This is a genomic window from Streptomyces sp. NRRL WC-3605 (assembly GCF_001509795.1).
Lineage (GTDB): Bacteria > Actinomycetota > Actinomycetes > Streptomycetales > Streptomycetaceae > Streptomyces > Streptomyces viridochromogenes.
In genome coordinates, this window is sequence record NZ_LLZN01000059.1 from 12,068 (window position 1) to 35,520 (window position 23,453).

The 23,453-nt window shown below is 68.9% G+C and carries 23 protein-coding genes; 11 read left to right on the top strand and 12 right to left on the bottom strand.

The genetic code is table 11. The annotated features are described in order from the left end of the window. Nucleotides 1-470 precede the first annotated feature (470 nt). The gene (locus ADL34_RS34915; protein WP_159038937.1) at nucleotides 471-692 is read left to right on the top strand and encodes a hypothetical protein; all 222 of its coding nucleotides are present in this window, start codon (nucleotides 471-473) and stop codon (nucleotides 690-692) included. A 43-nt stretch (nucleotides 693-735) separates the two neighbouring features. Here the strand turns inward: ADL34_RS34915 and ADL34_RS18780 are convergent, their stop codons facing one another. Further along, nucleotides 736-1,761, bottom strand: coding sequence for a recombinase family protein (locus tag ADL34_RS18780; protein WP_062669147.1), 1,026 nt, complete (start codon nucleotides 1,759-1,761; stop codon nucleotides 736-738). A gap of 225 nt (nucleotides 1,762-1,986) precedes the next feature. Between ADL34_RS18780 and ADL34_RS18785 the strand changes: the two genes are divergently transcribed. Both ADL34_RS18785 and ADL34_RS34920 read left to right on the top strand, forming a co-directional pair. Further along, complete coding sequence (locus ADL34_RS18785) at nucleotides 1,987-2,718, top strand: hypothetical protein (protein WP_062669146.1); 732 nt, start codon at nucleotides 1,987-1,989, stop codon at nucleotides 2,716-2,718. Between the two features lie 243 nt (nucleotides 2,719-2,961). Then, the gene (locus ADL34_RS34920) at nucleotides 2,962-3,285 is read left to right on the top strand and encodes an SH3 domain-containing protein (protein ID WP_234375050.1); all 324 of its coding nucleotides are present in this window, start codon (nucleotides 2,962-2,964) and stop codon (nucleotides 3,283-3,285) included. Between the two features lie 353 nt (nucleotides 3,286-3,638). Here the strand turns inward: ADL34_RS34920 and ADL34_RS18790 are convergent, their stop codons facing one another. Beyond that, nucleotides 3,639-4,550: a hypothetical protein gene (locus ADL34_RS18790; protein ID WP_062669145.1), complete on the bottom strand. Its 912-nt coding sequence runs from the start codon at nucleotides 4,548-4,550 to the stop codon at nucleotides 3,639-3,641. A gap of 179 nt (nucleotides 4,551-4,729) precedes the next feature. Here ADL34_RS18790 and ADL34_RS18795 point away from each other — a divergent pair, with 179 nt between their 5' ends. Continuing rightward, nucleotides 4,730-4,954 (top strand): hypothetical protein, encoded by a 225-nt coding sequence (locus ADL34_RS18795; RefSeq protein WP_062669144.1) that lies wholly within the window; start codon nucleotides 4,730-4,732, stop codon nucleotides 4,952-4,954. 238 nt (nucleotides 4,955-5,192) lie between these two features. Here the strand turns inward: ADL34_RS18795 and ADL34_RS36120 are convergent, their stop codons facing one another. The 5 genes from ADL34_RS36120 to ADL34_RS18810 all read right to left on the bottom strand — a co-directional run bounded on the left by ADL34_RS36120 (nucleotide 5,193) and on the right by ADL34_RS18810 (nucleotide 10,666). After that, nucleotides 5,193-5,405 carry a hypothetical protein gene (locus ADL34_RS36120; protein ID WP_159038938.1) on the bottom strand — a complete coding sequence of 71 codons (213 nt, stop codon included), beginning with the start codon at nucleotides 5,403-5,405 and terminating at the stop codon, nucleotides 5,193-5,195. 453 nt (nucleotides 5,406-5,858) lie between these two features. Further along, nucleotides 5,859-5,993, bottom strand: coding sequence for a hypothetical protein (locus tag ADL34_RS37045; RefSeq protein ID WP_267891490.1), 135 nt, complete (start codon nucleotides 5,991-5,993; stop codon nucleotides 5,859-5,861). A 164-nt stretch (nucleotides 5,994-6,157) separates the two neighbouring features. Continuing rightward, nucleotides 6,158-7,981, bottom strand: a complete 1,824-nt coding sequence (locus tag ADL34_RS18800; protein WP_234375051.1) for a pentapeptide repeat-containing protein — start codon at nucleotides 7,979-7,981, stop codon at nucleotides 6,158-6,160. Between the two features lie 404 nt (nucleotides 7,982-8,385). Beyond that, a complete protein-coding gene (locus tag ADL34_RS18805; RefSeq protein ID WP_324610569.1) occupies nucleotides 8,386-9,375 on the bottom strand; it encodes a cytochrome P450 in 990 nt (329 codons plus the stop codon). A 610-nt stretch (nucleotides 9,376-9,985) separates the two neighbouring features. Next, entirely contained in the window at nucleotides 9,986-10,666 is a 681-nt protein-coding gene (locus tag ADL34_RS18810) for a TetR/AcrR family transcriptional regulator (RefSeq protein ID WP_062669142.1), read from the bottom strand. 1,591 nt (nucleotides 10,667-12,257) lie between these two features. Here ADL34_RS18810 and ADL34_RS18815 point away from each other — a divergent pair. The 6 genes from ADL34_RS18815 to ADL34_RS18840 all read left to right on the top strand — a co-directional run bounded on the left by ADL34_RS18815 (nucleotide 12,258) and on the right by ADL34_RS18840 (nucleotide 18,731). Then, entirely contained in the window at nucleotides 12,258-13,514 is a 1,257-nt protein-coding gene (locus ADL34_RS18815) for an MFS transporter (protein ID WP_062669141.1), read from the top strand. 53 nt (nucleotides 13,515-13,567) lie between these two features. Further along, a complete protein-coding gene (locus ADL34_RS18820) occupies nucleotides 13,568-14,827 on the top strand; it encodes an ATP-grasp domain-containing protein (protein WP_062669140.1) in 1,260 nt (419 codons plus the stop codon). 63 nt (nucleotides 14,828-14,890) lie between these two features. Further along, nucleotides 14,891-16,129 carry a cytochrome P450 family protein gene (locus ADL34_RS18825; RefSeq protein WP_062669139.1) on the top strand — a complete coding sequence of 413 codons (1,239 nt, stop codon included), beginning with the start codon at nucleotides 14,891-14,893 and terminating at the stop codon, nucleotides 16,127-16,129. 220 nt (nucleotides 16,130-16,349) lie between these two features. After that, on the top strand, nucleotides 16,350-17,282 hold the full coding sequence (locus ADL34_RS18830) for an IclR family transcriptional regulator (RefSeq protein WP_062669138.1): 933 nt from the start codon (nucleotides 16,350-16,352) through the stop codon (nucleotides 17,280-17,282). Nucleotides 17,283-17,368: 86 nt separating this feature from the next. Next, nucleotides 17,369-17,719, top strand: a complete 351-nt coding sequence (locus ADL34_RS18835) for a DUF6233 domain-containing protein (RefSeq protein WP_062669137.1) — start codon at nucleotides 17,369-17,371, stop codon at nucleotides 17,717-17,719. 34 nt (nucleotides 17,720-17,753) lie between these two features. After that, nucleotides 17,754-18,731 carry an ATP-dependent DNA ligase gene (locus ADL34_RS18840; RefSeq protein ID WP_062669136.1) on the top strand — a complete coding sequence of 326 codons (978 nt, stop codon included), beginning with the start codon at nucleotides 17,754-17,756 and terminating at the stop codon, nucleotides 18,729-18,731. 60 nt (nucleotides 18,732-18,791) lie between these two features. On the opposite strand, the gene ADL34_RS18845 is transcribed toward ADL34_RS18840, so the two are convergent. The 4 genes from ADL34_RS18845 to ADL34_RS18860 all read right to left on the bottom strand — a co-directional run bounded on the left by ADL34_RS18845 (nucleotide 18,792) and on the right by ADL34_RS18860 (nucleotide 21,846). Further along, nucleotides 18,792-19,682, bottom strand: a complete 891-nt coding sequence (locus tag ADL34_RS18845; RefSeq protein WP_062669135.1) for a Ku protein — start codon at nucleotides 19,680-19,682, stop codon at nucleotides 18,792-18,794. An 83-nt stretch (nucleotides 19,683-19,765) separates the two neighbouring features. Continuing rightward, complete coding sequence (locus ADL34_RS18850; protein ID WP_062669134.1) at nucleotides 19,766-20,848, bottom strand: zeta toxin family protein; 1,083 nt, start codon at nucleotides 20,846-20,848, stop codon at nucleotides 19,766-19,768. Next, nucleotides 20,845-21,138 (bottom strand): hypothetical protein, encoded by a 294-nt coding sequence (locus tag ADL34_RS36125; protein ID WP_062669133.1) that lies wholly within the window; start codon nucleotides 21,136-21,138, stop codon nucleotides 20,845-20,847. Before ADL34_RS36125 ends, ADL34_RS18850 begins: the two co-directional genes overlap by 4 nt. Nucleotides 21,139-21,318: 180 nt before the next feature. After that, nucleotides 21,319-21,846 (bottom strand): hypothetical protein, encoded by a 528-nt coding sequence (locus ADL34_RS18860; protein ID WP_159038939.1) that lies wholly within the window; start codon nucleotides 21,844-21,846, stop codon nucleotides 21,319-21,321. Nucleotides 21,847-22,276: 430 nt separating this feature from the next. Here ADL34_RS18860 and ADL34_RS18865 point away from each other — a divergent pair, with 430 nt between their 5' ends. Then, nucleotides 22,277-22,936: an HNH endonuclease family protein gene (locus tag ADL34_RS18865; protein ID WP_062669131.1), complete on the top strand. Its 660-nt coding sequence runs from the start codon at nucleotides 22,277-22,279 to the stop codon at nucleotides 22,934-22,936. Between the two features lie 193 nt (nucleotides 22,937-23,129). Here ADL34_RS18865 and ADL34_RS18870 read toward each other — a convergent pair whose 3' ends face one another. Continuing rightward, nucleotides 23,130-23,336 carry a hypothetical protein gene (locus ADL34_RS18870; RefSeq protein ID WP_062669130.1) on the bottom strand — a complete coding sequence of 69 codons (207 nt, stop codon included), beginning with the start codon at nucleotides 23,334-23,336 and terminating at the stop codon, nucleotides 23,130-23,132. Between the last annotated feature and the right edge of the window lie 117 nt (nucleotides 23,337-23,453).

The window sequence follows — 23,453 nt, forward strand, 5'->3', positions numbered from 1 at the left end:
CGGACGGCGGCCCGGTAGGAACCCATGATCGGCCAGGAACTCGGCTATCAGCCCGTCCCTCGTCCCCCCGTTGGCGCCATCGGCCCCTGGGTCAGTGCGCTTCGCTGCGTTCATGTCTGGACAAACGGTCGCGCTAATGCGTCGTTACTCTCATGCCCCTGACGATTCCACCTTCGCTGGGGACTATGCGGCCCGTATGCGCCGCGGCGGCAAGCACCGACAGTGGTGCAATCCGGCACAGAGGCTCCCTTACGCCGCTCAGCTTCATCCCGGCCGGACCTGCACCCCTCCTCTATCGCTGCCCGGCCGACGCGCGCATCCTGGACATGCCGTCTCCCTCGGAGGTGAACAACCATGCAGTGTCCGAACTGTGGTGGCAGCGCTCAGCAAGGACCCGACGGTTCCTGGTCGTGCCCGCAGTGCGGGCCCATCTCCCATGCGACGCCCCGCATCTCGGTAGGGTCGCGGCCGTGACCAGCAAGCGCAGAAACCTCAGCCCGAGTCCGGAGACCGCAGCAGCCGCAGCTGCATTCCTGGACACGCAGGAGATCACCACGACGGACTGTCGGCGCTGCGGCACAGAGATTCACGGGATCAATGGGCGCTACTCCTGCGGCAACTGCGGGTTCGTGAATCACTGGTCCGAGGGCCACAACGTCCTGCCGTCCGGCGAGGACGACCTCCTCACGTGATAGCCGGGGGAGATCCGAGCCGCCCCATCCCTCCTGTACACGCCTACGCTGAATGTGCCGTCGTAGACCCCGCCGCCAGCCCCTCGGTGCGGGGCTCGGGAAGCGCGCCACCGGCCTTCAGTGCGGCGAAGTCGGCGCGGGCCTGCTCCACGGCTTCGGGATACGCCTCGCGCTTGGCGTGCTCGGCGAGCGCCCGGTAGATGCTGGCCACCGAGGGGTTCTGTCCCTTGCGCTTGCCGGTGGGGATGATCAGGTCGGGTTGGATCTGCTCGACGGACTCGCCGTTCGCGCGGCGACGCAGCACGGTGTGGAGCATGTCGTCGGTGATGACCGGCGGGCGGCCCCCGTGCTTACCTTTGCGGGCTGCGGTGTCGAGCCCCTCCAGGGTGGACTCGCGGATGTTCTCCCGCTCGGTCTCTGCCATCGCGGCGAAGAACGCGAACAGTAGCTTCCCCGGCCCACTCGGGTCATAGATGCCTGGCAAGGGCCCGGCGAGCATCTCCAGGACCAGGCCATGGGCGGTGAGGTGGTCGGCGAGCGCCGTGAGTTCCGCGGCGTCGCGGCCGAGCCGCTTCATCTCGTACACGGTGAAGATGACGCGGCAGTGCGGGGCATGCGCCTTGACCTCACGCGCCGTCCTCAACGCCTCCTCGAACTTCGGGCGGACGCGTACGCGGGTGCTGATCTTCTCGCTGAAGATCTTGTCTCTCGGGATGCCGTGCTTGGCGAGGGCGTCGAGCTGGGAGTCGAGTTCCTGCCCCAGAGTCGAGCACCGCGCGTAGCCGATGCGGATGTCCGCGCTCGGCAGCTCTGGGTTGATCGGCGCCGGCGGCGGGGTGCCAGGTCGCCACGGACGGCCCGGACCGCGGTCGGCGGGGGTTGGGACCCGCAGCGTCTTCTTCAGCCGAGGAACCATGGTGAAGCGGCGGGTGTGGTAAGCGGAGGCGACCGCACCCCCACGTGAGCGGCACGGCGAGCCGGGCTGAGCGCCACACTTCGGACAGGCGTACTGCTCGACGTCGTCGGCGTCCGACTGGTGGGCCGCGGCGGGCTGCTGAGGATCGGTCATGGGGCCGGATTTTCGCACAATGCAAGTCTCAGAAGGGGGACCGTGTCGCTTTTGAGTGAGAACGGGTTGTGCGAGCGAATCCGGGTGCGGCAGGGGTTTGGCGGTCCGCGATTGATCTTCCTCGCGCAAAGGATCGTTTGTGAGAGGTGGAGTACTGACCACGCCCGCCGACTTCCGTCAGGGAGCGCCTGACGGATGCCAGCCGTCAGGACTAGCCTGACAGGCATGACCGGTGTCGAGCATGAACCCGCCAACGAGCGTTACGCCTACAGCCGTACCGCCCTGGCCCGCCTCGCCCTCTCTGACGAACTACGCGAGCTCGCCGACCGCGCCGCCGCCGGCGTCCCCACGACGAACGACATGTGGGCCCAACCCGGCGAAGTCGTCGGCGACGCACTCGACTTGGTGCACCAGGCCCAGGAGGCGTTGGTCCGCGCGGTGATCTATGAGCGTCAGAAGCACACAAGCTGGGAGGCCATCGGCGAGCAGCTCAACATGAAGAGGCAGTCCGCACACGAGAAGTACAGGGACGCCGTCGCAGAGTGGCAGCTCGCCCTACAAGAACCGCACTACCCCGCCCCTTCTGGCGCGCCTGTACGCGGCCTACGCCTCCACGAGGCCGCATACGCGCCCACCACTGCCGGAGCACGGCTCGACGCGTGGGTGCACGAGCACATCCCGGCACAGCGGGAGACTGAGCACCCGGTCACCGGTCATCTGCCCGCCCTGAGTACGGCGGAGGAAATGGTCCAGGTCCTCGACGCGCTCAATCACCTCTACGGCGACTCGCGCACCCCACCGGACCCGAAGGCCCGCGCACGCGTGATCGAGCGCAAGGCCGCTCTGCTCGACCGCATCGCCGTTGAACAGGGCCGCCCCGAAGCCGCCCAACAAGCCGAAGAGGCTCGCGCTCTTGCCGCGCAGCTCCACGCAGAAGCAGCCCAGGCGCCCGACTAGAACCAGCACCGGCCCCGAACAAGCACAGACAAAGGGTCCCGATCGCGTGGTAGCGGTCGGGGCTCTTTTGACGTCCTACAGGCGGGCTACCGCTACTCATATTGCGCGCTGCGAAATTCGGCTCCTTGTCTACATTGCGCGCTGCGGCAGAACTTTGACGCCCCCGCATACGACTCCGTTCACTGCATTGGGTCCTATTGGAAAGGCATCCGCATGCGGTGTCGATATTTCCCGGGGGTAGACATGCAGATCCGTCGAACCGTGGTCGCTCTCCTGACGACAGCCCTTGCGGGCACTGGCATCGTTGCCGCAGGTGGCACGGCACAGGCATCCGACAACCGCTGCTACATCACCGCGTCGGCGGTCAACCTGCGCTCCAAGGCGACGACGAACAGCACCGCTCTGGGAGTGGCCTACAAGGGCAACAAGTGCTCCAAGACCGACCTGAAGTTCAACTCAGGGCAGACCTGGGTGCGCATCAAGATGACGTCGGGTAACGCGAAGGGAAAGAGGGGCTGGGTGCGTGAGGACCTGGTCCACCTGCCCACCGTGGACATGCACTACTGAGAAAACCACTCCCTTCGTGCGGGAGGCGGAATGTCGAATCAGCCGGAACCCGGTCGCGGGTGCCCGGCTGTTCGTCGTGTTGGGGCTGGCGGCTGGGGCCGCGTAGAGGTGGGGGCCCGCTGGCGGGCATGGCACGCTGATGCGCCGCCTGGAGCGTGCGGCTGCCTCGGTCAGCGCTTGATCCGCCAGCGAACGACGAGTATGGCGAGGCCATGAGGGCGGGTTCCGCGAGGCGGGAGGTCCTTTCGATGTCGGTGACGGCGGCGGGCGACCAGGCAGGCCAGCATCGCGGCGCTCCGGGGCGGTTTCGGTGGTCAGGTGCCGGCGGGCGGCGGTCACCGACATCGACGACCTCAACGACGACGCAGGCCTGCCCGCACCTCGTCGAAGATGGGTTCGGCCAGGCCTGCGACGCGGCCGAGGGTCGTGGCGAAGGAATCGACATGTTCCCGCACCTTGGCTTCCCAGCCGGTCGGCTCGGTGAACAGGGCGGCACTCTCGCCTCCACGTGCTGCCAGGGCCGCTCGATCGTTCTGGTACTCCGCCCAGCCTCGGCGGAATTCCTCGCGGGCCAACAGCAGGGCCTTGGGCGGGATGCTTTCTCTCTCCAGCTGCTGCGTGACCTCGCCCTTGACCATCCAAAGGCCGACGGCGTAGTCGAAGGTCACAGGTGACTCGGGGAGCCCGATGGTTCGCGCGTCCAAACGTGCCAGGCCGTCGGCATCGTGCCGCCATGGAGCGGCCAGGTCCTTCATCGCCGGTACCAGAGTGTCCCAGCGCGGACGACGGCTCTTCTCGCCGTCCAGGAGGAGTCGCTCCACACTGCGTCGCGTTTGTTTGCTCGCCTCGGGGTGGGCGAACTGGTCGATGACGGCCCTGGCTGTGGCGGTCCGGCTGGCATGTGAGCGTGCGCCCGCGCTGCGCGCGTAGGTGCGCAGGGCCCGCCGGGCCTGGTCATCGGTGATCACACGGTCGTCGTTGAGCCACATGCTGATGATCAGCGGTACGACCGTGTGATGGGGAACGCGAGGAAGCGGTGAGCGGCGCTTCGCTTCGAGGATCTTCCGGAAGAGGACGCGCTGCTCTCGAGCGAACAGTCCGGGGTCACTTCCCCGCTGAGTGGTCTTGCGGAACTGCGGCCGGGCGAGCAGGCCGTGCTCGACCCAGTCCTTGACCATGCGTGTGCTTGCGGGCGCCCCCAGACTGCGGGCGTCGGCGACGAGGTCTTCCGCGGTCCCGGCGACCGCGTCCTCGGGGTCTGTCACGTTCTGGAACGTACACCGAGATCCGGCCTCCGGGCCCGGACTTCCGGAAGGCCGAGCCGCCATGGTCAGAGGAAGCGGACGGTCGCTTCGCCCCACGACGAACCAAGGGGATGCAGCGCTCCGCTCACTTCGCACACGGACTGTCCATGTGCCCGATCACCGGAGGGAGACCACCCCGCATGACCACCTTGAATCCGCCCACCAACTCCCCGCAGCCCCAACAGCGACGCCAGCAGCACGATCCACTGCTGATCGTGCTGCTGGCGACTGTGGCAGGCCTGGTCGTCGCCGCGACGATGTATCTCGCCTATACCCACCCGCGCCTGGCCGTCCCGCTCAGTGTCGGCGGCACCTTCCTCAGCAGTCTGGTCACCATGTGCGCGCTTATGCTCCGGCGGCGCTGACCGGGATGTGCTGGCGCCCGGACCTACTCGTCACCGGCATCCGGTCGCTCAGCGGCCGGAACCCGCCGGGCCGTCGGGAAACTGGACCGTTACCGGCCGCACATGATGATGCGAGGTACTTTCGCCCGTAGCGGCCGGCGGGGACGGCGGTTCCCGAACGTCCCGTGGTCAGCGCGTTCAACCCATGGACGTTCGGGATGGGGTTCACCAGTGGCAATCCGCCGCACTCCGCAGACTCCTACTCCCGGTTGCGCATGCTGAGCTGCACACCGCCGATGGCGGTGACCGCGGTGCCGATACTGCCGACGGCGGCGGCAGCCTCGGCGTTGTGGGTCAGCGACAGAATGACCACTGCCACGATGGAGATGAGCCCGGTGAGGACGGTCACCCACCTGAGCAAGGCGGAGCTGGGCTCCTCGGTCGCGGCTGTTGTACGGTCGACGGGCGTCACTCGGTCAGTTCTCCTCACAGCAGGACGGACCACTTCGACGTCACGAGAGGGAGACCTCCTCGGGGCCCTGGCTTTGGACGGCTGGCCACTTAGAGGTCTCCCTTCGTCGTGCCGAAGGGCTTTCGGTGAGGGACAACGGTACTAAGTGGGGTTGACAGTTGATGGGTGCTCGGGCCCTGCACCGCTTTGCACAAAACGGACGACTCAGGCGCCGGGGGAGCGTAACTTGCGCGTTCAGGTATGGTCCTGCTTGACCTCTTGCCTAACCTGAGTGAGTTTCAGAAACTGCAGGTCAGCGGCTTGTTCAGGGCCCTCATCACTGAAACGTTGACGTGACCCAAATCACCTGACCTGGCTGCCCTACCTGCGTGTTCGAAGCCGCCCCAGCGTGTCTCCGAACTCGACGTCGACGTCCAGTCCGGGCACGGAGAACTGCTCCTCCGTGCCCACCAGCTACCGCTTCCGCAGTGTCGACGGCTTGTCGGTCCGGTTGGCGAGCATCCGGCGAACGGTCTCCGCGTGCCATCGCTCCCCGCACTTCGGGCGGATGTCCTCCTCCAGCACGGCGCAGATCTCCCGCAGGGACAACTCGTCCTCGTCGCGAAGAGGGCGCGGGCACGCCCAGCCTGCTCCATCTACTCAGAGATGACCGACGGCCGGGCGCCGGACCAGCACGGCGGCTGGGGCCGCGTAGAGGCAGGCTCGCCGGCGGGGCACGGGCATCCTGATGCGCTGTCTGGGGCGGGTCTGCCTCAGCGTTTGATGCGTCCGCGGACGGCGAGTACGGCGAGAGCCAGGAGGGCGGGCTCCACGAGGCGGGAGGTCATCTCAATGTAGGTGCCGGCGGTGGTCAGGTCCTGGCCGCTGGAGCGGAACACCACCGAGTTGAGCGTGCCGTTCAGGGCCTTCTCGAAGCGTTTTCCGGTGAACCGGTTGCCCTTGGGGTTCTGCGGGGCGTCCTTCTCGATCTGGAAGGTGACCTTGCCTCCGCCGGGCGGCACGGTGCCGGTCGCTTCCTGCTTCGGGTCGTCCTTCGGCAGCCCGAAGCCCATCAGCAGTACGAGGGTGATCAGCATGGCGGCGGCGAGCCAGCCCAGGGCCCGCAGGGCGCGCAGGCCGTAGCCGGACAGCATCCAGTAGGCGTGCAGCAGCCCTCGTTCGGCACGGGAGGTGGTGGCGCGGTCGTGGCGGCGCATCTCCATCTCGCCGTAGTAGAAGTCCGCGGCGCCCGGCTCGTTCTTACTGTCCTCGAACGCTTTGCGCAGGGCCCGGTACACCGGCGCCAGTTGTGTCGGCCCTGGCCGCCCGGCGTCGAGCACTGCCACGTTCCACCCCCTGACCGCCGCCGGCTGGGCCGCGCGCCAGTGGTGTTCCTCGGCGAGGGTGCGGCGTGGGGTGAATCGTGTCGGACGCCCGTGGCGCCAGTGCGTACCGGGCGGGACCGTGTCGAACGAGCAGGCACCTTCAAGCCTTACCTGGTCCAGGTGCACCGTCCCGGTGAACAGGCACCCCGACAGATCGACGTCGGCAAGGACCAGATGGGTTCCGTCCACTCCGCGCAGCGAGGCAATCCGCACCGCGGCGTCAGGTGTGCCGGCGAAGACCTGTTCCGTCAACTCACGATGGTTGGAGCGGACGAAGGGGGCAGCCTCCGCTGCGATGGTGAGGGGGTACTCGAAGACCGCATGGGTGAAGTCCACGGTGGCGTAGCGCAGCCGCACCTCGGCAGTGGACAACCAGTGGGTCCGTCGGCACACCAAGCGGCGCGCGGCGATCCTGAGGGTCGCCGGCCCGTTGAACACAGCCCCGGACAACCACACCTCCGCAGCGCACACAAGCGGCCCGAGGCTGACCCGCCGCTCGAAAGTCGCTGCCTCGAACTGGGCGTCGTTCTGGAAGGTTGCCGCCTCGAAATCGGCGTCGCCCTGAAAGGTGGCGGATGCAAAATCGGCGCCGCGTTCGAAGGTGGCCGACTTGAACCAGGCGGGGCCCTGGAAGGACGCTTCCCCGAACCTGGCGCGTCGGAAGGACGCTGCCTTGAACTCAGCTTCCTTTCGGAAGGTGGCCGACTCGAACCAGGCGCGGCCCTGGAAGATCGCCGACCGGAACCAAGCGGGGCCATGGAAGGTCGCCGACCGGAACGTGGCATCAACCTGGAAGGTCGCCGACTCGAACGTGGCGCCGCCCTGGAAGATGACCGACTCAAAGCCAGCGTCACCCTGGAAGGTCGCCGAATCGAACAAGGCGTTGAACTGGAAGGTCGCTGACCCGAACCAAACGGCATGCTCGAAGATCGCTGACTCGAACGCGGCGTCGCCCTCGAAGTTCGCCTGATCGAAGATGGCCCTGCCCTGGAACGTCGCCGACTCGAACCAGGCCTCACCCTGGAAGGTCGCCGACTCGAACCCGACGACATCCAGGAAGGTCGCCGAATCGAACCAGGCTCCACCCTCGAAGGTCGCCAACTCGAACCTGGCGGGGCCGAGGGATGCCTGCCCCGTGGCCGGGTCCCGGACGGCGTCGAGGAGGGCGTCAAGCAGGCTCTGAGTGAAGGGGGTGCCCCGGTGATCGACCATGGATCCAGGGGTCAGACCCGCCAGGTAGGCATTGCGGTCGCTGTCAGCTAGGTGGGCGAGGCACGCGGTGTGGCCGGGGACGCTTCTACCGTGACAACCCACCGGGTCGATAAGAGGGTTTGCGCTGTGTGCGCAGTGCCGCCACGGTGGCGGTGAGGATGTGCTCATGGGGCGGCGACTCCACGTCTCGGATGCCCCTACGGACGCTCTGCTGACGGAAACGGTTCGGGCTCCACCGACCGCGGCCGCATGCTCCTCCCTGTGCCCGGCTGGCTGGCGGATTTGAAGGGGTCACCGGCCACCACCGGGCACCTCTCACCCGGGCCGAGGCAAGGTGCTGTGGAGCTGCAGAGCAGCGTCTGAGCGGCACACCCGTGCTCTTTCGCTGGTCCGTCCCGCGGCGGTCAGTTGAGGGCCAGCGGCAGGGTTGTCATCCTGCGGAAGGCCACGCGCGGGGCCCACTGGGGCGGGGCTGCGATCTGCAGGCGCGAGAGCGGCAGGGGCAGGAGGGCCTTGAGCAGGACTTCGGCTTCGAGTCTGGCCAGGGTGCTGCCCAGGCAGTAGTGGATTCCGGCGCCGAAGCTGAGGTGTCCTGCGGGGCCGCCTAGCCGTCGGCGTACGTCGAACAGGTGGGGCTCGCGGTAGTGGGTCGGGTCGTGGTGGGCGCTGCCGACCATGAGGTGGACGATCTCCCCGGCGTTGATGGCGGCGCCGGCCAGCTCGGTGGGTTCGGCCGCCACCCGGCTGATCATGTGAATGGGTGCGTCGTATCTGAGGACTTCTTCGATCGCGTCGGGGATCAGTTCGTCGTTCTCCTGGAGCTGGGCCAGTTGGTCCGGGTGTTCCAGCAGGAGCCGGACCACATTGGCCAGGAGGTGCGAGGTGGTTTCCAGGGCCGCGAGGATCATGAAGATCGCGATGGAGTGGATAGTGCTGTCGGCGGTGTCTCGCTCGGGCTCGATCGCGTCCCATCGCTGGATCCAAAGAGAAACGGGGTCTGTACCCGGTTTCCTCCGGCGTTCTTGCACCAGGTCGGCGAAGTAGAAACGGAGGCGGGCGGTCGCTGCGTCCGAGACCTCGATCTCGCTCGCGGTGGGGAACAGCTCCTGTGTGTAGACCTGGTCGTGGGTCAGGGCCCTCAGGAGGCCGTAGTCGGCTCTGGGTATCTCCATCCACTCACCTATGGTGACGACGGGGATCTCCTCGCTGACGTGCGTGACGAAATCCGCCGGGCCTTCCCTGAGCCGGTTCATGTAGTGGTCGAGCTGTCGCTGTACGGCTCTCTGGATGACCGGCCGCAGCGAGTCCAGTACGCCGCCGTTGAACATGTTCCCGAGGAATCTGCGCAGCCGGGTGTGCTCGGGCGGGTTCTGCATCGGCAGGGTTTCATTCATTAGCAGGAACGATGGTGAGTTCCAGCGGCTGGCATCGTTGTCGCGGGTTCGCCATTCACGGCTTGGGACCAGCCACTGTCTGCTCTTGAGGACCTGCTGGCAGAGTCGATACGAGTTGACCAAATGCCCGCCCCATGGGGCTGGGAGGATTTCGCCGGACTCCCTGAGTCTGGCGTAGAAGGGCGCTGGGTCGCTCTGTCCGTCACTGGTTCGCAGCCGTGAGAAAAGGGTGATGAGCGCACGGCGGTTGGGGATCGTCGCGGTGCAGGTGGACGGCAACAGGGGACTCCTTGTGGCGGGCTCGGTGTTGAGTTGCGCGCCGAGCATGCCCTATCGCCTGTTCGCGCATGCGCCATGTGGCCTTCGGCGCCTGTTGCAGGCGTCACGTTTTGATCTGCGTCGCATTGTGGGCGCGATGAAAGGGCCGCCGCTATCCCGGATTCGTGCACGCCGTCAGCGTGAGGACATGGCGCTGGACCGCCAGGGGTGGCGTCAAAGGCCTCGTACTTCGCGGAACCACTGTTATGCCGTGAAGGTGACGGAGGGGGCCGGATACAGAGAAGCCCCCTCGGAGTCCGGCTCTCCGAGGGGGCGCGCAGGATGCTTTGCGTCAGGCGCCGGCTGACGGCTCCGCCTCCGCCTTGAACCGCGAGTACAGGATTTCCCCTCGATGCCGCGAGACGTCGAGCTGGGCTGCGATTCCGTCGGCTCCGATCGCCTGCACCAGGTCCCGGTACATGTGCGCGATGCGGTCCTCGACGTTGTGCATGCTCCGCCGGTCCAGGAGGGCGGGCATCATGACGTTCCCGGCCCAGCTTCCGGCGATTTCGTGAGCCGTCGCCTCAATGTCCACGAAGTTCTTCAGCTCGCCTGCTTCCTGGGCCGCGAGCAGTTGGCCTGCGTTGAATTTGACCCAGTCGGGCCACGGGGTGGTGTATTCCGGGTTGTCGACATGCGCGGCCGGAGCGAAGGACAGGCGCAGGGCCGCTTGCAGAGCGACTTCGTTTGTCAGCCGGTACGCAAGGATCATCCCGATATCAATGATCTCTTGGAACTTCAGCCGCTGCTCTTGCAGGCCGTCCATGGTCAGCGTGTCGTCCATGATGGCTTGGGCGATACTCGCCTTGCCTTCCTTGAACTGGAAGTACAGCGCACCCTTTGTTGTCGACGCGTGAGCGATGATGTCCCGGACCGAGGTTCCCTCGTATCCGTACTGGACGAACAGTTCACTGGCAGTGTCAATAATTCGCTGCCTCAGTAGCCGGGCGCGCTGCTGCTGCGGAGGGCGCATACTGCTCACTATTTCTCGCATTTCAGGCTGTCTGGTATCAGAACGAGGGAAATCACTCGCCCGGTCTCTGCGCGTCAAAGAATACCTCACTGAATTTTTCCTGATTACGGGAATGCTGGGCATTCGTGGTGATCAGATGAGGATTTTGCGTGTGGGGACTGTCTCCAGGAGGCCGCACCCGTTGGGGCACGGAAGGGGCTTCTGCAGCTCGGACCGGGTCCGCAGCTCCAGGAACACGAGGGCATCGCAGTCAGCCGGACAGACTGCGTACGCGTTGAACAGCGCTCCTATCGGGCGCCGCCGGGCCTCGCAGCAGATGGCGTCAGGCGGACTCGTGTGTGTGCACATGCTTCCTCCTGGCGCCGCGTCGATGTGGCTCGTGGTGACCCTGTGGTTGCTGATCGCTTGACGTCCTCGCCAGCAGAGTTCCAGACTTGGCGCCGAAAGAACAGCCCAGGTGGGCTCTTATGGGCTCGGGAACCGAGTTCGAACAGGGCATCACGGACTCTTCGGAGTGCGTGGCCCCGGTCGTTCCGGGCGTTCATCGAGGCGCGAGGGATTGATAGAAAGCCCTCTCACCAGCGGTGATCTTCCCGCCCAGTGGGGTCGCGCCGGCGGTTCGGGGGCGATCGAGTACGGTCATCTCCGAGCAGCCCAGGTGGGCTGTATGCGGGCGGCGTCGACCCTTCGACCGGGGCTAGGCGGGGCCTGCAAGCGGTTCGGCGGGGGCGCTCCGCGCGTTTCTCGTCGCGCAATGGAGTCGCGCATATGCGGAGGGGGTCAGATGATCGCGGTCAGCGCCGTGGGGACACCGACCATGTCGGCGCTGAGAAGCGGTCGCACAGCCCTTTCGGCACGACTGTGCTTCTCCTGGCGAAGGGGGCTCCTCGTGGCGTGAGCACCTGATCGAGCGACGGAGGTCCGCCTCGGTCGCGACTACAGCCACAACTGCCGGTGCGGTCCCTCGTCCTGACCGAGGGCCAGAACGGCAGCGGCCGCTCTCCGTTGGCCCGGAGAGCGGCCGCCCAATCCGATTTCGGCAGAAATCAGAACGCACCACCCAAGATCGGAACCAACCAACCACCGGGGGCGCATAAGCAGGCGTGTCCTACCACGCCTGCCTCAGGATAGTCATACTCGGCCGCCGCGCAGCCTCATCCGCGAGCCGCCCGATGTTGGCCGTCCTTCATGCCGGGCCCCCCTGTCCCATCAGGGAGTTCCTCGTGCACGCTGCACCAGCATCCGCTGCTCCACCCGCCTGGGCACGGCCTGACGCCCCCTCCGCGCACCTGAGCACGTCGTGCGCCGCGCGGAGCCTTCACGCGTAACGCCGTCGCCGCTTCCTCGGCCCCTGCTCCAGCCCCTGCGGCGGAGTGCTCCTGTACCGAGGCCTGCGGCCCCAGCCGACGCCACGCGGCGAACTCACCCGTCCCACACTCTCGACCTGTCGAGTGGTGAGTCTCGACCGACCCCCCAAGCATCCGCCGGCCGCACGGTCGGCGTACCTGGTAGCCGGTCACGCGTTCTTCGACGTCGGCACTCCACGCGTTTCTCGGCCACGGCCTGCCGTGGCTCCGTCCCTGGAGAGCCCGTGCCCCCCACTCCCCTGCCCGCAGCACCCCCGTACCCGACCGTCTCCGCTAGCCCGGCCCGCCGCGGCGGCCGCCCGACCGTGTGGGTCCTGGTCCTAGGTGCCAGTGCGGTCCGCGCTGCGGGCTTCGTCTACCCCTTCCTGTCCTACCGCCTGGCCGACCTCGGCTTTTCCACGACCGGCATCAGCTGGGCCCTGACCGCCTTCGGCGTCGGCTGGCTCATCGGTCAGGTCCTGTGCGGCCGCCTCGCCGACACCCTGGGCCGTCGCACCACCCTCGTCGGCGCCATGCTGCTGGCCGCCGTCGTCCTGCCGCTGCTCGCGCAGGTGACGGCACCCCTCACCGTCGCCGCGGCGGCCGTGGTCGCCGGCGTGGTCTACGACGCGCCCCGGCCGGTCATCTCGGCGATCGTCGCCGATGGCATCACCGACGAGGCAGCCCGGGCGCGGATCACCGGCTGGCGGCACTTCGGGATCAATGTCGGCGCGGCGATCACCGGCGCTGTCGGCGGCCTGTGCGCACAGACCACCGGGCTGCCCCTCCTGTTCTGGATCAACGGCGCCGTCTGCGCGGCCTTCGCTGCCGTCGTCCTGCTGGTCGTCGCCCCCGACCGGTCAGCGCCCCGGACGCGCGGCACGGCATCCGGTCTGCGGGCCGTGCGCGACAGCCGCCTGTGGCTGCTGTGGCTGGCGTCCATCCTCGCGCTGACCCCGGTGGCCGGGCTGTTCAGCATCCTGCCGCTGCTGATGGACCACGCCGGGATGTCGGCGGCCGCCTACGGCTGGACCCAGGTCGCCAGTGCGGCCGCGGTGCTGCTGCTGTCCATCCCGCTCAACGGCTGGCTGGCCCGGCGCACTCGGCACTCGTCCATGGTGGGACTGCTGGCCCTGAGCGCGCTGACGCTCGGCGCCGGCATGGGCTCGGCGGGCCTGGCCACCTCTCTGCCGCAGTACATGGCCGCCGCGGCGGCCGCCGTTCCGGGCGAGATCACGGTGTTCGTGGCCGCCACGGCGATCCTCGACCGGATCGCCCCGCCGCACGCACGGGGCCTGTACGCCGGGGTGTGGGGCTCCACCCTCGCCATCGCCGTCATCGCCGCTCCCGCACTGGCGGGCTGGTCCCTGGCCCAGGGCGGCCCCGACCTGGTGGCCCTCATGACCCTTCTGTGCGGCGTCTGCGGCGCCCTCGTGTGCCTGCCGCTGGCCGCCCTCCTGCACAGCGGCGCACCGCAGCCGATGCCGCTGCCCGCCTCCTGAACTTCCCTGCTGCGGCCCGCCGCCGGGCCGCCTCCACCACGAAGGACACGACCGTGACCACCATCAGCCCACTCCTGGTCCTGGGCACAGGCTCCCTGCACTACCGAGAGCACTCGCTGCGCGGCCTCGCCGCGACCCGGCCTCTGGTCCTCGCCGACGACTCGCTGCCCGGCTGGGCCTCGCCGTACGTCCAGGACGTCCTGCGCGTCGACCTCAGCGACGCGGCCGCCGTGGCGGCCGCCGTCAAGCAGTTCGCGGAGCACAGGCCGCTTGGCGGGGTGTGCACCTACCTGGAGCACCACGTCGAACTCGCCGCTCAGCTCGCCGACCAGCTGGGCCTGCCAGGCCACAGCCCGGCCTCGGTCGCGGCCTGCCGGGACAAGGCCCTCACCCGTCGGCGCTTCCACGAGCACGGCGTCCCCTCCCCCCGCAGCGTCGCCGTCGCCGTCGAGGAGGAAGCCGTCCATCACGCCCGGCTGCTGGGCTACCCCGTGGTCGTCAAGCCGCGCGGGATGGGCGGCAGCGCCGGGGTCCGCCGCGCCGATACCGACGCCGAGGTCCGCGACGCCTACCAGCGGGCGACCTGGGAGAGCGTGCTGGGACTGGACGCCTACGCCGTCGACGGGGTCCTCGTGGAGGAGTACCTGGACGGCCCGGAGATCAGCGCGGAGACAGTCGTGGTCGACGGATACGTCCACATCGTCGCCATCACCTGCAAGAGCCTGGGCGCGGAGCCGCAGTTCCTGGAGACGGGCCACAGCGTCGACGCCCGCGATCCGCTGCTCGATGACCCGGCCGTCTCCGACGCCGTCACCCGCGCCGTGCGGGCCTTGGGCCTCACCCACGGTGTGCTGCACGTCGAGCTGCGGCTGACGGCGCACGGCCCGTTCCTCATCGAGGTCAACAGTCGGCCCGGCGGCGACCTGATCCCCCGCCTGGTGGAGCTGGCCACCGGCGTCGACCTGATGGCCGTGGCCGCCGACCTCGCCACCGGAACCGACCCGGACCTGGCCCTCACCCACGAGCGGGCGGCCGCCGTCGCCTTCCTCTACCCCACGGTCAGCGGCCGCGTCTCCCAGCAGACGGCGCCTGCAGACCTGCGCGAGGAGCCGTGGCTGGAGCGGCTGGTGTGGACCCGCTACCTCGGCCAGATCGTCAGCGGCCCGCCCCGGGCGACGATCGCCGACCGGCTCGCGCACTGGGTGGTCGTCGGCGAGAGCGCCCAGGACTGCCAGCAGCGGCTCGCCTCGGTCCGCGAACGGATCTCCAGCCAGGTCGGCGGCCCCGGGCACACCACCGCCTGCATCAGCTGACCCACCCCTCGCTCACGCTGCCCCGCCCGGTCAGCGCCGCTGCACCACTTCGGAAGGACTGACATGACGCTCGACGCCACCGCGGCCGCCGCCGGCTGCCCCTACCACCTGGACGCCACCGGAGCCGGGACACACCAGGAGGCCGCCGCGTTGCGCGCGCTCGGCCCGGCCGCCCGCACCACCCTGCCCGGCGGGGTCGACGCCTGGACCGTCACCGACCCCCGCCTCATCCGCTGGCTGCTGGCCCACCCGGACGTTTCCAAGGACGCCTCGCAGCACTGGCCCGACTACATCCGCGGAGACATCCCCCAGGACTGGGTCCTGCGGATGTTCGTGGACGTCCGCAACGCCTTCACCGCCTACGGCAAGGAGCACCGCCGACTGCGCCGCCCGCTGGCCGCCGCGTTCACCCCGCGCCGCGTGCGCGCCCTCATCCCCCAGATCGAGGCCATCACCGACAGCCTGCTCGACAACCTCGCGGCCGCCGGCTCCGAGGACGTCGTGGACCTGCGCGAGCACCTGACCTGGCGGCTGCCCCTCATGGTCGTCAACGCCATCTTCGGCACCCCCGACCACCTCACCGACGCCTTCCGGGACGCCGCCGGGGCCATCTTCGTCACCGACGACTCCGCAGCCGACCCGTCCCGGATCTACGGCCTCATCCACGAACTAATCGCCTACAAGACCGCCCACCCCGGCGAGGACCTCTCCACGGTGCTGATCGCCGCCCGCGACGCCGGGGAGATCAGCGACCAGGAGCTGGCCGACAGCTTCGTGCTCATCATCAGCGCGGGCCACGAGACCACGGTCAACGCGCTGGGCCACGGCATCGTCAACCTGACCACCCACCGCGACCAGCTCGCCCTGGCCACTTCCGGGGCCGTCCCCTGGGACCAGGTGGTGGAGGAGATCCTGCGCCACGAGCCCCCCGTGGCAACGCTGATCATGCGCTTCCCCACCCGCGACCTCCACGACGCCGTCAGCGGCATCACCTTCAAGCAGGGCGAGCCGATCGCCATCAACTTCGCCGCCGCCGGCCGCGACCCCCACACCCACGGCGACAGCGCCGAGGCCTTCGACATCACCCGCGCCCGCAAGGACCACCTGTCCTTCGGTCACGGAGCACACCTGTGCGTCGGAGCGGAGCTTGCCCGCATCGAGACCCGCATCGCCTTGAAGGCCCTCTTCACGCGCTTCCCCCACCTGCGCCTCGCAGTCGACCCCGCCGACCTCCAGCCCTTTCCCAGCAACGTCTCGAACGGCTACCTGAGCATCCCGGCCCACCTGGGCCCCACCGTCTAACCGCCGGGACCGGCGCAGCCCTGGTCAGGCTCGACCGCATTGCCACCTCTGCGGGCCCGGTCCGCCTGGGGTGCCGCTGCCCCTCCCCTGGCAGCGGCACCCCAGGTCCTCGAACACCTGCCGCTCGGCCACCGGCCTCCCGTCCTTCCGCCCATGGCACTCGAACCCCCAAGGAGAGCGCACACATGATCAACTCCGAGTGGAAGCACACGGACGCCCGATGAGCGGCGCACAGGCAACAGCTCACCTCGCGCTGCAGGAGCATGCGCGGCCGGGCCCCGGCGCAGCCAGTGAGGGCACCCGCGACGGACAGGCTCGAACGGGCGGCACCCTGCACGCCAAGCGGGTCCTGCTCGTGGAGCAGGCCTTCATCGACTTGCCGGGAGGGCCCGCCTATGGCCCCAGTGAGATCGCCGAGGCCACGGGGCTCAACGTCACCGTGGTCTACCGGATCCTCCAGTCCGGTCTGGACACCGCGACGTTCGTGCGCGTACCGCCCGGCCGCTACCGGCTCGGCCCCGGCGCCGCGAAACTCGGAATGCAGGCCATGGCCAGCACGCCCGGCCCCGAGACCTCGCGCCCGCTCCTGCAGCGGCTCAGCCGCATCGTGGACGGCTTCGCGATGCTGACAGTCCTCTCCCCCTACGGCGGTCCCCGCCAGGTCTGCATCGACACAGCACCAGGGCGCTGGGGCTTCGACGCACTGGGTCTGACCGCCACCCAGCTGATGGAGATCAGCACCTCCCTGCGAGTCGGCGCCGCCGGCCGCGTCATCGCGGCGCACCTGCCGCCCCCGCTGGCCAAGCGCATCATCCGGCAGCCACCACCCGCCGGAGCGGGCCCGGGCGCCCTGCACGATCCGCACACCTTCGCCGCCAGCCTGCCTCGGACCCGCAGAGCCGGATACGCAGTGGGACGCCAGGAAATCCCGGGCTGGGACGCGGTGGCCGCACCCGTCCTATGGGGCGACGCCGTCTACGGCGCCGTCTCCGTCCTCAAGCCCTCCGCCATGATGGCCAAGGACCTCGCCCTGCCCGTCGCCGCGACCAGAGCCACAGCCGAACGGCTCACCCAACTGCTGTCGGACAGTGGTGCCGCGACAGCACTGGCACCGCCTCCGGTCCGCATCGGCCAGCAGCACCGTCATCGATAGATCGTGCGCTGACCAGGGCCCTTGAGCTTCCAGTCTGGTGCCGCCCGGCGGGTGGAGCGAGCCCTCACCCGCCTAGAATCGAACACGTGAACGACAATCCGTCCCGTCTCGACTTGCTTCGCTTCGCGCGCCGCGTCGTGGTCCAGCAGGCGACCGCGGCGCTGAACCAGATCGACGGGTGGATTGCCGATGAGGAGCGGCGAGAGGCCGAACGCCGCCAAGGGGAGGAGCGGCGGCCGCCTCCCCCGGCCTGGCTGGTCCAGTACGGCCTGAACCGTACGAACCTCGACGCCGTCCACACGGGAGACTGCTGGGCAGCGGCCAAGAGCGGCCGGTGCCGGCCGGTGAGCCGGGAGCAAGCCCTCGATGCTCTGCGACAGCATGTGACGCCGTGCGTCCACTGCCGTCCGGATACAGAACTCGGCCTGCTCGACTGATGGCGGCCCAGCACCCGCGTGGAAGGCATGAGCCATGTGGATGCTGCCAGAGCCGATGCTCGCGGCCCCTGTAGCGGACTCGGCTCTACCCGAGGGGTGGGCGGGCGAGGTCAAGTGGGACGGCTGGCGAGCGCTTCTGTCGTGGGACGCCGGGCGCCTGGTGCTGCGCTCCCGCAGGGGCACGGACCTCACCCCCAGCTTCCCTGATCTGTGCTCCGGCGCGGTCCAGCTCCCTGACGCGACGGCTCTGGATGGGGAGGTGGTCGTATGGGAGTCCGGTCGGCTGGCCTTCGAACGGCTCCAGGGCCGCCTCCAACGACGAGGCGCCGGCGCGGCTCGGCTGGGTGAGCAGTGGCCCGCCCATTACGTCGCCTTCGACGTGCTGCGGCTGGAGGGCGCCGACACCACCGCATGGCCGTACCGGCGCCGCAGGGCCGCTTTGGAGGACCTCTTCGCCGAGCATCGGCTCACCGCGCCGTGGGCGCTGTGCCCGTCGACCACGGACCCGGCCACCGTCCAGGAGTGGCTGACGGGCTGGACCGCCGTGGGTGTCGAGGGCGTGATCTTCAAAAGACTGGAGGACTCCTACCAACCGTCCGTGAGGGCCTGGAGGAAGTACAAGGTCCGGCATACCGAGGACGCCATCGTGGGTGCGTTCACCGGCTCACCGGCTGCTCCGCGCACGCTTCTGCTGGGGCGGTACGACACTGACGGGCGCCTTGGCTACGTCGGGCGGAGTACGACGCTCCCGCAGACCGCAGGCCAGGCGGTGTCCAAGTTCCTCAGCCCTACCGAAGACCATCCGTGGACGGGCTGGACGTTCAGCGCAGGGTGGGGGTCGCGCGAGAGCCTGCATGTCACCCTCGTAGCGCCTGAGCTGGTGGTGGAGGTCGGCGTCGACGTTGCACGCGACGGAGCCGGACGTTGGCGCCACCCGGCGCGCTGGCACCGGATGCGCCCGGACCTGTCGCCCTCTGACCCCCCGCGTTTCACCCCGGGAACGGCGGGCTGACGGCACCGCGCATGCTCGGCGACCCGCCCGCCGGCCGGACAACGACCTTGGGCTCCTGGGCTAAGCCGAGCGCGGCTTACGGGCGGGAGCCTTCTTCGCGGTCTTCCTGCCCGGCTGCTTCTTCGCCGCCTTCTTTGTCTTCGGCAGCTCGTGCACCTCGGCATCCTCCCCGCGAGCGGTGCGGGCCTTGGCCACAGAGTCCTGGAGAGCGGCCATCAGGTCGACGAGCTGGCCCGGCTGCTCCTGCTCCGGTGCCTGCGGCAGAGGTTCATGCTCCCGCTTGGCCTCGATGATCTTTGCTATGGCGTCTGTGTATGCGTCCTCGAACTCGGGCCCCTCAAGGTCGTCGCGGGACATCGACTCCATCAGCGCGAGCGCACCGTCGATCTCCTCTTCGGACACCTCCGTCGGCGGTGGCAGCAGCTCGGCGGGGTCGCGGATCTCGTCCGGCCAGCGCATGGCGTGCAGCACGAGAGCATCCTCGCGAACCCTGATCAAGCCCAGGCGCTCGCGTCCCGACCAGGCATAGCGGGCGACCGCCACCTTCGAGGAGCGGCCAAGAGCCTGGACGAGGAGCTTGTACGGCTTGGCGGCGACCTGGCCGGACGGGGCGAGGTAATAGCCCTCGCCGATACGGATTGGATCGATCGACTCCAGCGGCACGAAGCCCGCGATCTCGATGGCCTTGGCCGTCGGCAGCGGCAGGTTCGCCAGGTCCGCGTCGGTGATGGTGACGACCTGGTCGCGGGCGTACTCGTAGCCCTTGCCGATCTCCGACTGGGAGACCTCGCGGTCCTCCAGCTCGCACACCTTGCGCACCCGCACCCGGCCCATGTCTTCCAGGTGGTACTGGTGGAAGCGGATGGAATGGTCCTCGGTGGCCGACTGGACGTTGCAGGGCACGGTGACCAGGCCAAACGTGATCGCGCCGCTCCAGATGGTTCGGGGCATGAGGTACCTCCGCGACAGCCCCGAGCCCAGCCAGCCTACGAGCGGCCCTGGCTCACCGCGAGGCAACCCGTGAGGTCTCCCGGCTACCGGCTGTGTCGCCGATGCGGCTGCCCTGGAGCTTGGGGACCGCCCGTCGGGCCTGTGGGCCTGTGCTGCTGGGGGGAGCGCACGGCCGGCGGGACGGTGTGCGTGGTGGAGCGGCCGCGTGCTGCGGCGGTGCTGACGGGCAGCTTCGAGGCGTCGGCGGCCCACAGCGGTCCGAGGGCTCGGTGTACGGCGGTGTCCGCCGCCGGGTGGAGGAGAGGGCGGGCCAGGTCGGCGATGGCGCCCAGCTCCTGCAGCGGCTCGACGCGGCCGGGCCCGGGAAGCTGCTCGATCCGCCGGCGGGTGCGGGCCACGGTCGCGGCGAAGGCCAAGGATTCCTGTTCCGTCCAGGCGCGGTCGCGTTCGCCGGTGACGGCCTGCGGGGTGCCAGGGGTGCGCTTCCACTGTCCGGTGCTGTCGAGCTGGTTGCTGTAGACGACATGGGCGTCTCTGCGGACGACGAAGACGGCCGTGGCGAGGCGGTCGGCGTCGATGCCGACAGCGGCTCGTACGACGCCGCGGTAGCAGGCGTCGTGAATGCCACGGTCGATCATCCGCCCCTGCCCGAAGGCCTGGACCTGCTGGAGGTAGCGGTCCAGCGCTCCCAGGCGGCTCATCGACTCGTGCACCGCGACGACGGGAACCTCGACGCGGTACCCCGCGGCCCTGAGCCGTGCGGCGGGCTCCTCGAAGTCGCGCGGGTCGCGCATCGCCGACTCCAGCACGATGTCGAAGCGCTGCTCGATCGCGTACGCCTCGGCGGCCTCCATCCACCGGTGTCCGTCGATGCTGGTGTAGGCGCCGGCGGTGGTGTCGTCCGCGCGCATCAGCTCGTCGTACTTCGGGTGGTAGGGCTTGTAGGTGTCCAGGTTGATGTTCACCGGCTCGCCCCGCCCGGCGAGGGCCTGCGTAGCCAGTGTGGTGATGGAGGTCTTCCCCGCGCCGGTCTGGCCGGACACGATGACGGCGATCGGCTGGTCCTGCCGTGTGCCGGTGAGCTCGGCGGGCACGATCTCCTCGCGGAAGATCTGCTCGTTCTCGCCCTCCGGCAGGACGTAGCGGGTGCGGTCGACGTCGGTCACCGCACGGCCCGCAGCTGCTGCAGGAGGCGGGCGCTCTCGGCGGTGACGGCGTCCACGGCCGGGCGGTCGGCGGGCGTGAGGCTCTTGCGGCGGGCGGACCACTGCGCCCGCTCGGCAACGAGCGTCTGGGCCCGTTCGGCGTCGTCGGCCGCCCTCGCCTCGGCGATCAGCCGCGAGTAGGCACCGACCACGTGGTTGATGCCCTCCAGCGCCACCTCGAAGGCCGTTCCGTCTTCCGTCGACCAGGTCGCCGCGCCCATGCCCTGCAGAGCCGGTCCGGGGTCCGTCATGATGTGCCCTCCCGTTGGATGCGTCGCCGTGTCACGCCCGTGCCAGCACTGGGCTGACCACGGCGTATCGCGACGCGGTCATTGTCGCGTCGTCTGGCGCCCCGGGAGTGGGGATCTGCGGGAAGTCGCGCCGTGCCCGGCGGATATTGCACCCAGCGCAATCAGCTCTCGGCGCGTGGCTCACCCAGGCGTGCCGGTCTCGGCGGACAAGGACCGGACCTTGGTGCAGGCAGTTTTGAGGGCGCCCCACAGCCGTTCGGGACGCATCCCTGTCGCCTGCCGCACCTGCGTGACGAGCCCTGCCGGGTCGTCCATGCCGTGCTGCCGTCGGGCCAGGTAGTGCTGCGCGGTGAGAGCGGCCTCCGCCGCCATGGCGATGGAGGCTTTGGCGTCCGCTGTACCCACCACGTGGCCGACCCGGCGCATGTGGTCGACGTACTCGGCGATCCGGCGCGGATCGTCCTCTACCTCGGCAAGCCGAGGTACGTCCGGAACACCCCGCACCGTGCGCCACTCAGCCGGGCACTCCCGCTCCAGGATGTCCGCGAACACCGAGATCAGGAGCAGGTTTCCGGCGTCCCGGCTCCCCTCGGTCGGGCCGAGGAAGTCCAGTACCAGCTCCAGTGCCCGGCCCACGTCGTCCGCCTCGTCGGCCAGCAAGGCCTCCGCGACCATCTGAGCCTCTGCCGGCGAGGGACGGTTCTTCACGGACAACTCCGACAGGAAGGTGCTCCATGGTGCTCCATCAGCAAGCCGATCTAGGGCCGTGTGCTGACGTAGGTCACCCTGGGACCCCACTTCTCCCTCGCCGAGGCCAGACACCAGGTGCACAGCGGCGAGCCTCCCTTGCCGTAGCGGTGCGTCTTGCGCTGACAGACAGCGCAGAGACCCACCTCGCTGCCAAGACAGGTGAGAACGGAGTGGTCCGGCTCTGTGACCGGCGGTACGGGAGTCGTCATGGTGTTCCTGTCCGGGTGGCTGATACACGCCACCTCAGGACCAGGATAGCCAGCAAATAGCACAGGGGTTCTATCCGCCAGGCCGACTGGCTCCCGCCGATATGACCTTTGCACTCACATGGGCGGAGTCGAGCGGAATCTCCTGATCACGTCCATGCGGCGTGGGCTATCAACGGAGCATGATCAACCACGCGCTGCGCGGTCTCTCCGCTGCCGTCCTCGCTCTCTCTTCCTGCGTCGCACTTGCCGCACCGGCTCAGGCAGACGAGACGCTTCCCCTTGCTGACGCGGTGGCCACTCTGCCCGTGGCTGCTGAGTCCCGTGACGGCTACAGCCGCGATGAGTTCCGCCACTGGAACAGTGGTGACCTCGCGGACGGCTGCAACACCCGAGCCGAGGTCCTCATCCACGAGGCCGTCGACGCCCCCGCCGTCGGCCCCGGCTGCCGCCTGACGGGAGGCGCCTGGTTTTCCTACTACGACGGCGCCATCGTGACGTCGGCGCCCGGTCTCGACATCGATCACATGGTGCCGCTCGCCGAGGCCTGGGACAGCGGCGCCTCGGCCTGGAACGCGCAGCGCCGCGAAGCCTATGCCAACGACCAGGGCGCCGAGGCCTCCCTGGTCGCTGTGACCGCGCGCTCCAACCGCAGCAAGGCAGACCAGGACCCAGCTGATTGGCTGCCGCCGGCCGCCGAGGTGCACTGCCGCTATCTGGCGGAGTGGGTGGGGACGAAGCTGCGCTGGCGGCTCGCGGCGGATGAACGCGAACTCGAAGCCCTCGATGAGGCAGCGGCATCCTGCCCCGCCCAGACGGTGAGCTACGTACCGGCGCCCTGACCCCGCGGCCGCCACCCGCCTCGCCTCGATCCGACGGCCGCCTTCGCGGCCGGGGGGCCTTGTCAGACCTTGGTCCTACTGTGGCCCTCGGGTGGAAGTCACGAATCACGAGGAGAGTGTCGATCTTGAGCTGCGCCAGGCGTCGCGGAGGACACCCGGCGCAGCCTCGGTCACGTCGGATCCCCCGGGGGGGTTACTTCCGGTGGATCTGGACGGTGACCTTGACGACGACGCCGCTCAGGATGCCGGCGGCCGCGACCGCGATGGCCGCTTCTTCGTTGCCGGTGAAGGCGAGAGCAAGGACAGTGGCGAGTGTCGCCAAGGTGGTGAGGACTGCGGCCCACGCGTAGGCGCGGCCAGAGTCGTCCGTACCGGCTGGGGTACGGTCAATGTGCGTCACGGCTTACGGCTCCTTACGACGGATCGGTAGCCCGACGTCAGGCGAAGGGGGACCCCGGTCGCGAAGTCGCTTTCTCAGGGCATGACTTCGCAGGGGTCTCCCCTCGTCATCGGAAGG